The sequence below is a fragment of the Streptomyces sp. NPDC094147 genome (assembly GCF_044764265.1).
Lineage (GTDB): Bacteria > Actinomycetota > Actinomycetes > Streptomycetales > Streptomycetaceae > Streptomyces.
Genome location: NZ_JBIWHT010000049.1, coordinates 14,106 through 28,968, shown reverse-complemented (window position 1 = coordinate 28,968; position 14,863 = coordinate 14,106). Strand labels below are relative to the sequence as shown.

Annotated in this window: 14 protein-coding genes and 1 pseudogene; 9 read left to right on the top strand and 6 right to left on the bottom strand. The window is 69.3% G+C overall.

Annotated elements, in window-relative coordinates:
- The 3 genes from ACIQ8J_RS34095 to ACIQ8J_RS34085 all read left to right on the top strand — a co-directional run.
- Positions 1-517, top strand: a 517-nt coding sequence (locus ACIQ8J_RS34095) for an SDR family oxidoreductase (protein ID WP_403608074.1), incomplete at its 5' end; no start/stop codon positions are given.
- An 899-nt stretch (positions 518-1,416) separates the two neighbouring features.
- Positions 1,417-2,508: a hypothetical protein gene (locus tag ACIQ8J_RS34090; RefSeq protein ID WP_403275816.1), complete on the top strand. Its 1,092-nt coding sequence runs from the start codon at positions 1,417-1,419 to the stop codon at positions 2,506-2,508.
- A 413-nt stretch (positions 2,509-2,921) separates the two neighbouring features.
- Complete coding sequence (locus ACIQ8J_RS34085; protein ID WP_403275740.1) at positions 2,922-4,223, top strand: cytochrome P450; 1,302 nt, start codon at positions 2,922-2,924, stop codon at positions 4,221-4,223.
- 96 nt (positions 4,224-4,319) lie between these two features.
- Here the strand turns inward: ACIQ8J_RS34085 and ACIQ8J_RS34080 are convergent, their stop codons facing one another.
- On the bottom strand, positions 4,320-4,877 hold the full coding sequence (locus tag ACIQ8J_RS34080) for a GNAT family N-acetyltransferase (protein WP_403275739.1): 558 nt from the start codon (positions 4,875-4,877) through the stop codon (positions 4,320-4,322).
- A 202-nt stretch (positions 4,878-5,079) separates the two neighbouring features.
- Between ACIQ8J_RS34080 and ACIQ8J_RS34075 the strand changes: the two genes are divergently transcribed.
- The gene (locus ACIQ8J_RS34075) at positions 5,080-5,259 is read left to right on the top strand and encodes a hypothetical protein (protein ID WP_403275737.1); all 180 of its coding nucleotides are present in this window, start codon (positions 5,080-5,082) and stop codon (positions 5,257-5,259) included.
- Between the two features lie 200 nt (positions 5,260-5,459).
- A pseudogene (locus ACIQ8J_RS34070) lies at positions 5,460-5,827 on the top strand (winged helix-turn-helix transcriptional regulator).
- 94 nt (positions 5,828-5,921) lie between these two features.
- On the opposite strand, the gene ACIQ8J_RS34065 reads toward ACIQ8J_RS34070, so the two are convergent.
- The 3 genes from ACIQ8J_RS34065 to ACIQ8J_RS34055 are packed head-to-tail and all read right to left on the bottom strand — an operon-like array spanning position 5,922 to position 8,741.
- Positions 5,922-7,136, bottom strand: a complete 1,215-nt coding sequence (locus tag ACIQ8J_RS34065; RefSeq protein WP_403275736.1) for a cytochrome P450 — start codon at positions 7,134-7,136, stop codon at positions 5,922-5,924.
- A gap of 38 nt (positions 7,137-7,174) precedes the next feature.
- Positions 7,175-8,542 (bottom strand): NAD(P)/FAD-dependent oxidoreductase, encoded by a 1,368-nt coding sequence (locus ACIQ8J_RS34060; protein ID WP_403275815.1) that lies wholly within the window; start codon positions 8,540-8,542, stop codon positions 7,175-7,177.
- Positions 8,532-8,741, bottom strand: coding sequence for a ferredoxin (locus ACIQ8J_RS34055; RefSeq protein WP_403275735.1), 210 nt, complete (start codon positions 8,739-8,741; stop codon positions 8,532-8,534). Before ACIQ8J_RS34055 ends, ACIQ8J_RS34060 begins: the two co-directional genes overlap by 11 nt.
- Before the next feature lie 385 nt (positions 8,742-9,126).
- On the opposite strand from ACIQ8J_RS34055, the gene ACIQ8J_RS34050 reads away from it, so the two are divergent.
- Positions 9,127-9,273 carry a hypothetical protein gene (locus ACIQ8J_RS34050; RefSeq protein WP_403275732.1) on the top strand — a complete coding sequence of 49 codons (147 nt, stop codon included), beginning with the start codon at positions 9,127-9,129 and terminating at the stop codon, positions 9,271-9,273.
- 584 nt (positions 9,274-9,857) lie between these two features.
- On the opposite strand, the gene ACIQ8J_RS34045 is transcribed toward ACIQ8J_RS34050, so the two are convergent.
- Entirely contained in the window at positions 9,858-10,238 is a 381-nt protein-coding gene (locus ACIQ8J_RS34045) for a hypothetical protein (protein WP_403608072.1), read from the bottom strand.
- Positions 10,239-10,783: 545 nt separating this feature from the next.
- On the opposite strand from ACIQ8J_RS34045, the gene ACIQ8J_RS34040 reads away from it, so the two are divergent.
- The 3 genes from ACIQ8J_RS34040 (at position 10,784) to ACIQ8J_RS34030 (ending at position 13,477) form a co-directional block, all read left to right on the top strand.
- Complete coding sequence (locus ACIQ8J_RS34040) at positions 10,784-11,455, top strand: hypothetical protein (RefSeq protein WP_403275729.1); 672 nt, start codon at positions 10,784-10,786, stop codon at positions 11,453-11,455.
- Positions 11,456-12,254: 799 nt separating this feature from the next.
- Positions 12,255-12,716 carry a hypothetical protein gene (locus ACIQ8J_RS34035; protein WP_403275728.1) on the top strand — a complete coding sequence of 154 codons (462 nt, stop codon included), beginning with the start codon at positions 12,255-12,257 and terminating at the stop codon, positions 12,714-12,716.
- A gap of 596 nt (positions 12,717-13,312) precedes the next feature.
- Positions 13,313-13,477: a hypothetical protein gene (locus ACIQ8J_RS34030; RefSeq protein ID WP_403275726.1), complete on the top strand. Its 165-nt coding sequence runs from the start codon at positions 13,313-13,315 to the stop codon at positions 13,475-13,477.
- A gap of 259 nt (positions 13,478-13,736) precedes the next feature.
- On the opposite strand, the gene ACIQ8J_RS34025 is transcribed toward ACIQ8J_RS34030, so the two are convergent.
- Positions 13,737-14,846 carry an NAD(P)/FAD-dependent oxidoreductase gene (locus ACIQ8J_RS34025; RefSeq protein ID WP_403275725.1) on the bottom strand — a complete coding sequence of 370 codons (1,110 nt, stop codon included), beginning with the start codon at positions 14,844-14,846 and terminating at the stop codon, positions 13,737-13,739.
- Between the last annotated feature and the right edge of the window lie 17 nt (positions 14,847-14,863).

Below are 14,863 nucleotides of genomic sequence, written 5' to 3'. Positions count from 1 at the left end.
CCTGGTGGAGGCCGCGGTGAGAACCGGGGTGAAGCACATCGTGTACATCTCGGTGACCGGGGCGGACACGATGCCGATCGGTTGGTTCCGGGCCAAGTTGGGTGCGGAGCGCGTCATAGCGGAGTCCGGCATTCCCTGGACGACGTTGCGTGCCGCCCAGTTCCACGACCTGGTCCTGGACACGGTGGGGAAGATGGCGAAGATGCCGGTGGTGCCCTGCCCGGGTGGACTGCGGTTCCAGCCGGTCGATTCGCGCGAGGTGGCGGCCCGGCTCGTGGAACTGACACTCGGCCAGCCGGCCGGCCTGGTGCCGGACCTGGTCGGGCCGACGGTCTACGCGATGGCGGACCTGGCCCGCGGATACCTGGGTGCGCGCGGCAAGCGCCGCCCTATGCTGCCGGTCCGGATGCCCGGAAAGGTAGGCCGCGCCTACCGGGCCGCCGACAACCTGTCTGTCGATGGGGTGCTTGTGGGCAAGCGGACCTGGGAGGACTTCCTGGCCGAGCAGGTGAGCTAGCGCACTGTACGGCGACCCGCGACTGCTGAGGGATGCTCGCAGACCGCCTCCCGGAGGGATTGCTTTCCGTCTCACAGAGGGGCGGAGCGATGGAGCGCTACGGTGGCGAGTTCTTCACCGGCTTCACCTGCCGGATCGAGCAGCGCATGGACAGCCACGAACAACGCCAACGTCCGCCGAACATGGTTCACTTCATATGCGTCCACACACCCGCCATGCTCCTGAACACGACCGAACGGAGTCCTGCTGGGCGGGGATGTCCCTGGTTGATCTGTGCCGGGCGTCCCAAGGTTGCAGGTCAGCGGTGTGGGACAGGTTCGGGATGCTGTCTGGCGGTACGGGCTGGCGTTTAGCGGGCTCCCGGTTGCATAGGTTGTGCGGAGCGCTGACGGGAGTCAGCGCGACAAGTCGCGGCCGTCGCCGGTCGTCTGTCCGCAGCGGTTCCGGCAGTTCGGCCGGTGCCTGGAGGGTGTCGCGCCAGGCCGGGTGGGTGTGGTGAGGCGACGCCAGTGCAGACGCGCGTTCGGAACCGACTGCCAGCACGAGCCTGTGTCCGTTGTCCCGTCCTGATCGTTCACGCCTCCGAACGCCCGCGGCTCGTCGAGATCCGCGACAACCTCAGCGCCTGCATCGCCGAGGCCCAGCGCGAGGGCTGTCTGGGCGAGGTCGAGGGGCTCCGGGTCAGCCTCGCTGGAGCCGAGGAGAAACTGGCCCGGCTCGATCGACGCCCCGCCAGCCGCAGTGTCGTCGACCTGGGGATCCCCACAATCACCGGTCCTGACCGTGCTCCCCCAGCAGCCTCGCCCGTCCGAAGAAGACTGACGCTCTCGCACGACCAACACGGGGCCTGACGCGACGAGTTCAGAGAATGCGTGATCTTCCATACGACGCTGGACCTCATGGAGGTCGTGCGCGAGCTCCAGGCGGAGGGCTGGCAGATCACCGGTGAGGACCTGGCCGCGATCACCCCGTACCTGACCGACCACACCATGCGGTTCGGTTCGTACGCCACCACCGAGCTGACGGTGCGGCTCGACGCGTTCGACCCCCACCTGTACGTCGACTTCGACGCTGAGCAAGAGTGCCGGCCGCGGCGTGAGAAGCTCTGGGCCGCGGGGAGCGGCCGTCTGGCGCGGTCGCCTGGCCGCGTAGCGGGCGGTGTTGTCCAGGCGGGTGGTGAAAGTGCCGCCCGCGGTGTCGAGGGTGAGCAGGAGCAGGGGTTCGGCGGCGGTGAGGTTGGGGGTGTCGGTGATGCCGCCGATCTTGCGGGTGGGGGTGACGGCGACGAGGTCCCTGCCGGGGGCGCGGCTGTCGAGGTAGGCGGTGTTGCGCCGGCTGCGGTCGCCGTTGACGAGGCATCTGGCCGCGCCCAGGACGCCGAGGGTGAGGCAGCCGCCGAGCAGGACCACGGTGGTGCCCTGTCCGAGGGTGAGCTGGGTGATGGCGGTCAGGTCCGCCAGCAGCTCGCCCTCCGGGGCCCACAGCGGGGCCAGGCGGCCCTCGCCGTGGTCGGGGAAGGTGATGGCCGGCTCCGGGGGCGGGGTGAAGCGGTAGGGCAGGTGAAGGCCGAACTCGGCGTAGGCGGTGTTGCGGTCGGGGGCGCCGAGGACGATCAGGCTGTCGGGTGCGGCGTTGCAGTACTCGCCGGGGTGGAAGTCGCGGATGGTGGCGGCCGGAAAAGTCTGGGCGAGACAGACACGGACGTAGAACGACGTAGAACAGGGCGTCGAGGTCGGCGAAGCCCGCGTACCGCGCGTACAGCGGGCCGCTGGCGCGGCTGGTCCGCGGTGGGGAGGGCGGAGCAGATGACGTCCACGCGGGAGGCGGCGGTGATGCCGAAGAACCGGCCCGTGTCGTCGTCCGGGGCCGTCCCCACCGTGATGGCGGGGCGTCGCTGCCCGGCGGGGGCGATCTTCGTGCCCAGGCGCAGAGCCGACGGGCTTTATATGCCCCGCAGACAGTGGACGAGCGGACTCGATCAGTCAGTTTGAGGACGGTGTCTGGAGGTCTTCCCACTCGGGGGCGCCGTCGACGACTACAACGGAAGGCGCGGCTCCGTCTCGGTCCCGTTCGCTGTCTGGCCTGTGAGGCTTTGCCGAAGAGCATGCGGCTGAGGGCAGTTCGGGCAAGGTGCCTGCGTGCGGCTGATGCCCTAAAATATATGAAGGTAGGGCATATTGCGCTAAAGGCAAGCGAGAGGAGCGTCTCATGATTGCCAAGCTGCTTGCCAAGTTGTCCTTCACCCGCAACTACGGTGCGTACGGGGTCCACGACTGGGGCGTGCACACCGGCGACGACAGGGTGTGACCACACGGTCGGCGGGCGCCCCCGGGCTCCCGCCGAACTCTTGGCCGCGCTGCCGACGATACCGGCCTGACTGGTAGGAGAAATCAGGGGCGATCCCATGGGCCGAGCGAATGAGCCGCCCCGGTTGCCCGGAGGCAGCTTCGCGGCCTGGAGCCGCGACCGGCTGGCAGTGGCGCGCCGTGGCGCTGACGAGTGCGGGGACGTCTGGCAGCTGGAGCCGGGTGTCTACGTAGCCGCTACGGCCGGGGTGTGTGAAGCGGTCCTGCGCCGCGCGCAGGACTTCCCCAAGCCGTCCTCGCCCCTCTTCCCGCCGTTGAAGCGGGCCGGCGGAGCGCCGATGCCCGAGGAGCGTGCGTACGCTCGCGCCGCCCGCATGCGCGGACTGCGCCCGCAGGCCGTTGCGGCCCGGATCGGTGAGATCGCGCTCGGGACCGCTCGATTTGCCGACCAGTGGCCTACGGGCCGGGACGTCGAGATTCTGCCCCTGGTCCGGCCCGTCCTGGCAGAGATCGGCGTGCGCTACCTCTTCTCCGAAGACGCTCCCGCCCTGCTGCCCTTCGCCTGGCAGCTCTTTGTGGCCCGGGAGGTGCTCGTACGCCCCTCGCGCTGGGTGTGGCCGCGCTGGGTCCCCACACCGGCACGGCGGTTCCGCACACGGCGGCAAGTCGCCTTCACCAACGCTTTGCGGCCCATCGTCCGCCGACGCCGTTCATCGGGCCGGCTCGGTGACGACGTGCTGGGACAGATGCTCCGGCCTTCCGCCCGCTACGGCCCGCTGTCAGAAGAAATCGTCCTCGACACCCTCCCCGGAATCACCGTCGCCACTTTCGAGACACCCTCCCGGGCAGCCGGATGGATCCTGCTCCACCTGGCCCGATACTCCCAGGCCGCGGACCGCGTCGCGGCCGAAGCCGCCCTGCTGCCCGCCGACCCGGCCACGACGACCAGCACCCACCTCGACAACCTGCAATACACCCAGGCGCTGGTACGCGAAGTGCTCCGACTGCACCCCCCGAGCTGGCTGCTCACCCGGCGCGCCCCGCGACAGACTCAGCTCGCCGACTACACCATCGACGCCGGATCCACCGTTCTCGTCTGCCCCTACACCGCCCACCGCGACGCACGGGAACACCCCGAGCCGGACCGGTTCCGGCCCGAACGCTGGCTCGATGATTCGGGCTCGCCAGCGAAACCCGGGGTCTTCCTCGGCTTCGGTACCGGACCGCACGGTTGCGAGGGAGCCGCTCTGGCCATGGCCATGCTCACGCTCATGACCGCGCAGACGGCCCGCCGCTACCACTTGAGCGAGCCGCCCGGCGCGGAACCCGGCTACCAGGTCACCACCTTCGAAGGTCTCGCAACCGCCGGCCTGCACCTGCGTGCCACGTTGCGCGGCTGAGGCAGTCCTACTTTCGGTGGCAGGCCGCCTCCACCCGCGAACAACGAACGTCGATCAAGTCCGAGTGGCCGTTCCGCACGCGTTCGGATCACCGGCTCATGGTTCGCTCATCGTGTGCCGCCGGTCGAACTCGTTGACGAGCATGCCCATCATGACGAGGTCGTGGTGTCGGCCGGCGTAGAAAACGTGTTCCCGCAAGCGCCCCTCCTCGGTGAAGCCGAGCCCACGGAAAAGTGCCAGCGATGCCTCGTTGTGGGCCAAAACCGCCGCCAGGCATTTGTGATAGCGCCGTTCGGCGAACATGAAGCGCAGCAGCAGCACCACGGCTTCCGTCGCGTAGCCCTTGCGCCGGTGGCCGGCGCTGATGGTGATATCGAACTCGAACCAGCCTGAGTGAGGGCCGGTGCGATGTGAGCCGACTGTACCGACCGGCTCACCCGTGGCCGTCGCTTCGACCGCCAACCGGAAGCGGTCGTCATCGCACTCGGCAACGGCCTGCTCCTTTGCCCAGGCACGGTAGCTCTCGGCGGACCGCGGCAGATCCAGCCGGCCCACTCGCGGCCCTTCATCGTCGGTGAAACGCGCGAACGCCGTCCAGTCGTCGGGCTCGACAGCGCGCAGGCGTACCCGATTACCGGTCCAGGACGATGCCATGCCCTATTTGATCACGGTGCTGTGCGCGCGAGGCCGACAGGCACGCCGAGGCAGGTGTTGCCCGCCGTGCTCCGTCTCGCCGCTGATCGTCGTCCTCGTCCGGAGCAGCGAGGTCGCGCAGCGGGCGCAAGTCCGATGTGCTCGGTATCGCGGATGCCTCGTGTGTGAAGCGGTACGCCGAGGAACCGGGTGCTGCCCCGGGGTGTCGGTGCTGGCCCGGCAGGTGTCGGAGGCCCGTACGGCGGCCGAGCGGCGGCTGTACGAGGCGGTGGCCCGTGCCACCGACCGGGCTGATCCCGCGCTCGCGCCGGCGCTGGCTGAGCTGCTGGTGGTGCCGGCCAGCGGGTCTCGGAGCTGGAGCGACTGCGTACGCCGCCGGTGAAGTCGACGGGCACGGCGATGGTCCGTGCGATGGAGCGGGCGGAGGAGATGCCAGCGCCGCCCAGCGCGATCTATGTGCCCGTGAGGCGACGCGGTGCATGGGATTCCCCCCAATGGTGCACGGCTTATTGCAGGAGTCGTCCTCTGTAACCATGAGGCTCGGCGGAAGGAGACACTTTGACGTCACGCAGTCACACCGATGTGACCGACCAGGTCGGCAACGAGGCCTGCCCCATCACCGAGGTGCTCGACCACGTCGCGGGCAAGTGGAGCATTGGGATCATCGTCGCCGCGGCGTCCGGGCCCGTGCGCTTCACCGAGTTGGAACACGATTCAGGGCATCAGCCGACGCATGCTCACCCTGAACCTGCGCCATCTGGAACGCGATGGACTGCTCACTCGCACCGTCCACGCCACGGTGCCGCTCAAGGTGGGGTACAGCCTCACGCCCATGGCCCACGAACTTCACAAGTCCCTGACCGGCCTCGTCGCCTTGGGCGGAGGAACACCGCACCGCGATCACCCAGGCCCGCGCCGCCTACGACGCGGCGGCGACGCCGACGACCTGACGCGGGTTGGCGGGCCCAGGGCCGCCGGGCCGCTCTCGCCCACCACCAGGAGCCAGGAGCCAGGAGCCGGGCAGCCGCACCCCAGCGCCCCGGGCTACCTGCGTGCGATCAGCAGATGGCGGGGGCCGCGCAGGAAGGGGCTGCGCCGGTATGACGGGGGTGGGTCGTCCACCAGGTGGAAGTCGTCGAGGTAGGGGAGGAGCGCGCCGAGTGCGAGTTGTGTCTCCAGGCGGGCGAGCGGGGCGCCGAAGCAGTTGTGGATGCCACTGCCGAAGCCGAAGTGCTGGTTGTCCTCGCGCTCCGGGTCGAAGCGGTCGGGGTCGTGGAACCTCAGGGGGTCCCGGTTGCCGGAGGCGAGTATGAGGATCAAGGGCGCGCCCTTGGGGACGGTGACGCCCGCGACCTCGATGTCGGTGAGCGGCGTGCGCTGCGAGAGCATGTGCACGGGCGGTTCGTAGCGCAGCAGTTCCTCGACGGCCTTCGGCATCAGCACGGGCTCGTCGCGCAACCGTTTGTGGGCGTCCGGGTTGCGCAGCAGGGTGAGCACACCGTTGGTGATGAGGTTGACCGTCGTCTCGTGTCCCGCGATGAGCAGGAGGGTCGCTGTGGACATCAGTTCCACATCGGTGAGCTGCCCCTCGGGACCGGCGTCGTTGACGAGGGCGGAGAGCATGTCGTCCGACGGGTGGCCGCGCCGTCCGCCGGCCAGTTCCCCCAGGTGCTGCGCCATTGCGTCCCGGGCCGCCACCCCGGCCTGCCGGCGCTTTTCCTGGTCCGTCCCGGGCGTGAAGTCGAAACTGTCGATGAACGTGTTCGTCCACGCGCGGATCCGCGGTACGTCCTCGTGGGGCACCCCCAGCAGCCGGCAGATCACGGTGACGGGGAGCGGGTAGGCGAATTCGTCGACGATGTCGATCCGGTCGGCGCCCCGGAACGAGTCGATGAGATCCTCGGCTATCCGGGTGATGTCACCGTGCAGCTCGTCGATCCTGCCCGGGGAGTGCGGGGGACCGAAGGGCCGCATCGCGATGCGGCGCAGCCGGTCGTGTTCGGGGTCGTCGAGGCCGATGAAGGTCGGTGGCCGCTCGGTTTTCCGGAGCACGGCCTCGTCCGGATCGGTGCGGTTGCGGAGGTCCGAGCTGATCCGCGGGTCGTGGAGCAGCGCGGCTATCTCGTGGTAAGTGCCCACGAGATAGCCGCCGTCATCCTGGCGGGTCACGCCGTTCTCGCGGAGTTCGGCGTACAGCGGATAGGGGTCGGCGCGGTTCGCGTAGTCGGTTATCCGCTGGAACAGGGTGTCGGGCTGCATGCGCGGGGCTCCTCGTCGGTGTCGGACGGTGGGTGGTCTCAGTCGCCCTGCCGCACCAGGGTCAGGCGCCGGTCCGGGAGGTGGCCGGTGAGGGCCACGGTCGGACCGTGCGAGAGGTGATGCGGGTCCGGTACGTCGGAGGAGACGGGCGCGCCCGTGCCGAGCCGGTCGGCGGCGCCGGGCCCAGGGGGGAAGGGTGCCGCCGTCTCGATGAGGTGCTGGTAGTACTCCAGCCACTTGGCCCGGTTCACGCTGACGGCGGCGGTGACTCGCCCCCGGTACCCGTAGACGGCGATCAGCCGGCCCTCCCGCAGCGAGCCCTGCGCGATGACGACCTGGTCGGAGAAGGTCGGCACGCCGACGGACTTGATGTTGAGGCCGAACTGGCTGGACCAGAAGGAGGGCACCGTCAGGTACGGGCGCCGGAGCGGCCCCGGGCTGACCATGTTGTGCGCCGCCACCTCAGCCTGCGCGACCGCGTTGCCCCAGTGTTCGAGCGAGAGCATCTGGTACTCGAAGAGCGGGTGCGGGAACCGGGCCACGTCACCGGCGACAAAGACGTCGTCGGTGACGATCCCGTACATGTCGAAGGCTCGGCACCCCGCGTCACAGGCCACGCCCCGGGGCCCCGCGGCCAGCCCCGACCCGGCCAGCCACTCGGTGTTGCGGACGGCGCCGAGGGCGACCACGGCGACATCGGCCTCGATCCGGCTGCCGTCGGAGAACTCGGCGCCGGTGAAGCGGCCGTTGCTGCCGTTCAGCGCGGTGACCGTCACCCCGCAGCGCAGGTCCACCCCATGGGCGCGCTGCAACCTGGCGGCGAAGGCGCCGAGCGTCCCGCCGAGGGCGCCGACGAGGGGCGCGGGTCCGCGTTCGGCGACCGTCACCTCCAGGCCGCGCTCCCGGCAGGCGGAGGCGATCTCCGAACCGGTGAACCCGGCCCCGATCACCAGCACCCGGCGGGGCCCGGCGCCGAGGCGCTCGGCGAGCCGGTCCGCGTCGTCACGGGTGCGCAGTGTCAGCACCCCGTCCAGACCGGCCCCAACAGGGTCCGGCCAGGCGCGGGCCCGGGTCCCGGTGGCGATCAGCAGCCGGTCGAACGGCAACTGCTCGCCGTCGTCGAGCAACACCTGCTTGGAGACCGGGTCGATCTCGCGGGCGCGCACGCCGAGCATCCACCGCGCGTCGATGTCGCGGCGGGACGGCAGCCCGACGTCCTGGGCGCTCACCCGGCCGAGCAGCACCCCTTTGGACAACGGCGGCCTGTCGTACGGGAGGTGGGGCTCCTCCCCGACCAGCGTCAGTGCCCCGGCGAACCCCTCGTCGCGGAGCGTCTCGGCGGCGCGCAGCCCGGCCAGTGAGGCGCCGACGACGACGATCCGGCCGTCGTGCCGCTCACCGGACACCGGGGCCCGCCCGCTCACCGATGACGATGGCCTGCACCGGGCAGGCGGCCGCCGCCCTGCGGACCCGTTCGCGCTGGTCGTCGGGGACGGCGGGGGTGAACATCAGGGCCTCCTCGCCGTGCAGCTCGAACACCTGCGGGGCGAGGAACGCGCACTGCGCGTAGCCCTGACAGCGATTGAGGTCGACAACGATCTGCATCCGGGCCCATTCCTCCGCGCCACCGTCCTCTCCTTGTTACTCCTGACGAGGGAGCGACGCGACCGCTGTTGCTCCGGCCGTGTGGGGCCGGAGCAAGGATCACCGTGTCCGCACCACCATGCGCTCCGGTCAGTGGAACACCAGGTCCTTCGCGTAGCGGACCGGCTCGTCGGCCGGGGCGAGGCGGGGCAAGCCGCAGGAGCTCTGTGAGGCCGATCTCCGCCTCGGCGCGGGGCGAGCGGGGCGCCCACGCAGTAGTGGATGCCCATGCCGAAGCCGCTGTGGCGTCGCGCGCGAGGTCCAGGCGGTCGGGGTCGGGGAAGCGCTCGGGGTCGCGGTTGGCGGCCTCTACCCGGACAAACGCTGGGCCCGCACCACCGGCCGGATGGTCCTCTACCACCTCGCCGAACTCACCCTGCGGACCGGCCGTATCACCGTCCCGCCCACCATCCAGATCACCCGAGGCGTCCAGCTCCACCTCCTCGACCCGTTCGACGTCGACATCAGACAAACCCGCTGGCCACAGACCTGATCGAGCGACCTGCGAAATGCGGGGCCAGACGCGACGGAGACAGGACCGCCCCCGGGGAGACCACCAGGGCGGAATGCCAGCATCGTACGGCCGCGCCGTACTTTGCGTTGGATTTTCGGCGTACAGGAACTCGACCCCCAGGCCCTGCTATCCCTTTCGGCCGTATCTCGGCTGGCCCTCGATGAGTCGGCTCGCATCTTCGGGGTTCAGAACCCGCGCGAAATCCCTAGCGCAGAGCAGACAGCGGGTTACCCAGTGCGGCGGAGGGCGGGGGCGAGGCGGCGCCACAGGACGCGGGCGCCGAGCGCAGCAGGCGCAGCGGAGTTGAAGGTGGGCAGACGGCGGAGTGGAGGAGGAGTGTGCACCAGCCGTTGGCGGAGGGCGGTTCTGCCACCCAATCGTTGAACCGGTCGCCTCAACCCCATCAGGTGCACAGGCTCAAGGCCCCGCCTACGGGACCCTGAGTCGTTCCCCCGGCTCCGACGGGCCTCCACGCCCGCCGACCACACGGATACCCCGTGGCCGCGCCGGGGGCGACTTCGAGCATCAGCTCACCGATGGCGTGCGCGGTCGCCGCGAGCTCGTCAACCACCCGCCGGCTCTCGGCGACAAACGGATCGACGGCGGGGTCGACGGCCGGTGAAGTGGTCGGCAGCGCGGCGGGCGGGGGTGCTGCGGACGTCGTGGACGGCCTGGTGGACGATGGCGCGCACCGCGGCCGGGTCCACGCTCTGGCTGTAACTGTTCTGGGTGAGGATGGACAGGCGCCGGGTGATCAGGTCCGCGACCTGATCGGCACGGCCCGCAACAGCCAGAAGGGACCGCTGGGACAGACCGAAGTCGACCACCACCACTGTCTCTACGCAGGTTCGTTGAAAGTGCGTACAGACACCTGTGGAGTCCGCAGCGGTGACGGCCGCGCGGATCACACCGGCCGCACGGGCGATATCGAGCAGCCGGTACACCTACGCCCGGCTGATCCCGAACTCCGCCTCGCAGTACGCCGCCCACGACGGATACGCCAGAGCAACCCAGACACGGGCCCATGCGCGACCCTCACCCGCTCGGCAAGCGCCACCGAACGCCGGACATCACCGATCGACTCCTGGATACCGGCCGTCATCACGCGGGCCGCCACCGCATCCAGCAGCTCCAGCGCCCGCCCGCCGGCACCGCCGCAAGCGTCACCGGGATCCTCACCGTGGGGCTTCACTTCCAGCGTGACACCACCCGCCAGCCCCGCACAGCCCCCGCGGGGGGGCGCTCGCACGTCAGGAGTTGAAGCCCCCGTGCGTGCAGCGGGCGTGTGCCCCGCCCGCCCCTTAACGCCGGTGCCCTGTGACAACGGACCTTGAGCGTGTGCCATCGAAGATTGATCGCATCGCATCGAACATGCGAGGTGGGACGCATTGTCCGTTACTTGGATGCCCTGCCGGTCACCCAAGTGACGGACAGGGTGCGGGCGCGTGAGCGGGAAGGATCCTTGCGATACCCGAACGGGAGGATCCCGATGGACACGCAAGACAGCAATGCGGACATGCAGATCACCGGGGCAGCGATCACCGGTACTGGGAGCAGCCGGACGGCCTATCTGCTCCTGGGTGGCTGCTGGATCCAGCCGTACCGCAACACGGCAGGTCGATGGGCGGCGGTCACTCCCGAACCGCAGCCTCTCAGCAGGGTCTTCCCTGAAGTCGCCGGCCGGATGCCGTTCGGGGAGCAGCCTCGGGTGGACCTGATGTTCCACGCTGGGACCACGACCGACAAGAGCAGCTCCGAGGCCGGGCGCTGGCTCTCCTTCCGTCAATCCTCGCCCGGCGGGCGGGTGCATCACATCATCTACAACGCGGACACACGGGCCTCCGCAGATCGCCAACCCGACTGGTGGCCGGAGGGTGAGGAGAGTGTCGTCGGGGCTGCGGCCCTCCCCAGCGGCAGCGTCCTGTATGCCACCCGCGATCGGGTCCGCGTATACAGCCCCGGAGCTACCAGTCGCCGTGACATCGGCCTCGCTCCCGTGGGCACCACGGCGCTCTGCTACGACCCCGACCAGCGTGCCGTCTACTTCTTCACTGACCCCACCACCGTCCACATCGCCAAGCTTGCCGGCGCCCAACACTCCATCTACGCCTTCGCCGCCCCGCCTGCCCCGGAAAAGATCACCGCGATCTGGCCCAAGTAGAGGGCTCGGCATGCGCACCTGGTCTGAACTGGGCAATCAATCTTCACTGTCACGAGACAGCCGGTACCGGCATCAGCCTGCGGGTCGCTAGGCCGGACGCACCCGCGGTGCCGTCGCTCTCCACGTTGCACCGTGCGATCCGCCGGGACCTGACCCGCGGTGAACGGGCCGGTCTGAGAAGCGGGGAAGCCGCCGGGCGCGCGCATGACGTGTTCGGGCAGCGGCGGGCGACGCACCGCAACGCGGTGTGGGAGAGCGACCACACATGTGCCCGTCGAGGTGGACGTGGAAGGTGAGCTGGCCACGCCGTGGGTGACCTGGTTCATCGGCTGCGCCACCAAAGCCATCACCGGGTGGCGGTCACCGCGTACGCACCGAGGCCGACTCCCAGCACCCCGCCTGGGACGCCACCTGTGCCAGGACCCTTGCCCACGGGATCGGGCATCTCATCGTCTCCCGTACCGACCACCTCACATCCACCCGCTTCGGACAACTACTCGCCCTGCGGGACCGGACCGGGATCCGCCTCACCCTCCTCTGGCACCGGCCGGCCACCCCCACCCTGAAAACACTCCTCGACGGCATCGAGCACCAGATCATCGACACCCTCCCAGCAGCGCGCGCCGTACTCGGCCAGACGGCAACGGGTCACTCACCGGCCTCCACCAGGAGCACAGAACAGCACCGCCCACCCGAGCCGTCACCCGGCCAGGACAGCGGCCAATGGATCACTGGGCCGACGCTGCCTGCCAGCACAGTGGCAAAGCGCCTCGCACACACCCCGTGCCGGGGCGCCCCCGTGTCCGTCCCCGCCAGCGGCCCACCACCCGCGCCAGGAAACGAGCACACGGCGCACGATGTCCTCGCCGCCCGACTGACCACCGTGGCGCACCCCCTGCACGCAGCAGCCCTCACCATCACCGCCGTCACCGGAGCCAACACCCGCCAACTCACCCTGATCCGTGCCACCGACATCAACCCCACCGCGACCGCCGTCAAAATCCACGACAGCAACGCCCACCACCACTGCCGCATCTACCCCGCGCCCGGCTGGGCCCGCCCCCTCCTGAACGCCGCCAGCCTCCACGCCCAGCTCAACAACCGCTCCCCGGACAGCCCCCTGTTCCCCCTCATCACCACCCGCGGCGCACACCAACTCGCCCTCACCGCAACCGCAATCCGCTACACCCTGGACCCCACACCCCAAGAAGCACCGGCACCCCGCCTCCAACGACCACCCCGGGAGTCCAGCTCCAGGTGATCTGGTCCGGTGCCGAGAACCTCGACCGGCCCCGCCCCGGACGCACAGATACCAGGACCGTTTCCCGACCTGGCCCGGCACCGCTGACTCGCACGGAGACCAAGTCCGGGGCGTCAGCCACACAGTCCCGTCACCTGCCCATGGCCTCCCCCAACTCCCCTGCGATGAGCCGCAGTCCAGCGACACAGCAGCGCTCTTGACCGACCACCTCCAGGATCGTCACCGTGGTCATATGCGAGTGGAACGTCTGCCGCGACGAAGGGACACACACCGACGTCATCGCCCTTGCCAGGACGCCTGAAGAAACCTGGCGGGTATGCCGTTCCCATGACCGCAAACTCAAACTTGTGGCGGTCCACACGGTCCGCAGCCGACCGAAAGCACCGCCTCCCGCCGCAGAACCAGCGACAGCGACCGTGCAGTGCGGTGAGTGCCATCGCCCGCTCCACGAGCCGTCGGCCCTCCCCCTCGACGACCGCCAACCATGCCCGGACTGCGGCTCACTCCAGCGGCACGTCCTGATAGCGGATGCAGACACGCTGAGCACGCATGAAACGGCGCGAGTCCGTACCAAGCGAACAGGAAAAGGCGGCTGGATGGTCGACACCCGCGCCGGGGACAACTACACACGCGGCCTCGACGCGTGGGGCCACCGCGAGCTGACCACAAACCGGGAGCAGAACCTCTACCGCGAAGTCGTCGAACTGCTCGACGGCAGCCGCATCACGAGCACCGCACGCCTGAGCGACCACCGCAACTGAGAGCCAGTCACCCCCGACCAGCCCCACAACCGGACACGGGCACACCCCACGCTGTACCAACCTGCAACCAACCGACCCCGGCCACCCACCAAAACCAACAGCACCAGCCCGGCAACTACGTCAGCACCAAAAACCTCAACAGACCCCAGCTGAACAGCAATTACCCAACACCCACCCCACTGACATCACACTGCCGAACCACCACCGACAAAACCCCGCAGATCATCAGACATGCATGCCGCAGTGACGCTTTGGGCTGTCATAGGGGGAACCGCTCCGGGCGGAAGTCCGCAAGCATCTCCTCTCTCGTCCCGCTGAGGATCTCCGAAGCAAGCAGCCGGCCGATTGCCGGCCCGAGCGTGATGCCACTATGGGAAACGGCCTCGTAGTAGCCCGGCACAGACGGCACTGCTCCCACCGAGGGGAATCCGTCGGCGGGGATGGGGCGGTGGGCTGTCCGTGTCTGTGCGATGCGGGAGTTGCCAAGCTCGGGAACGACGTGCCGCGCCGATTCCTGGAGCAGCCGTGCGAGTTCCGCTGGATCTTCGCCGGTGTCGATCAGTGCGTCGATCTCGCGGCTGTGGAGGACCACCGAGGCGTCTCCGTCAGGGCGGATCTCGATGTGAGGTGCGTGCATGGCCCGGTGCACCGGGACCCGAGTACAGCCGATCCGGGTGACGACGCCCGGTTCCCGGCGCATTGGCAAGTGCCGCGCGACTAACTCGGCGACGCGGGAGGCTCGGGGCCCCGCCGCGTTCACGACCATGTCCACGTGGAGGCGGCTCCCATCGGAGAGAGCAACAGTCCGGATGCTCCCGTCTCCACCGGTGCCGATGTCACAGACCGCGGTGCCAGTCCGCAGCTCGGCGCCGGATGAGACGGCATGGCCGACCAGGCGCCCGACGAGATGACGTCCGTGCACCCAGGCTTCGTCGGGGTAGAACACGACGGGGACCTCGGCGGGAATCGTGAGAGCAGGTTCGAGGTCGCGGCGCACTGTGGCTCCCGTATACACCTCGACCCGGTAGTCCCAGCTATCCAGCAGTCGGGCTGTTGTCAGAAGCTTCGCTTCCGCTGCGGGCTCGTCCGCCCAGCGCAGGTGACCGCTGGGATACCACCATGAATCTGGCCCGATGGTCCTGGCAAGCTCGCGGTATGCCGCCATGCCCGCGACGTTCAGGTCGAAGTAGGACTTGCGTACCGTCTTGTTACTGGCATTCACCCACGAGAAAGACCAGTTGGTGACGCCTTCGCCCGGCTGGCCTGCATCAATGAAGACCACCTTTGCACCTTGCCTCGACAGGTTCCAGCCCACGCTGGCTCCGAGGACGCCCACACCGATGACAGCAACACGTGCAGGCCGATTCACGGACCCGATCCTCACGA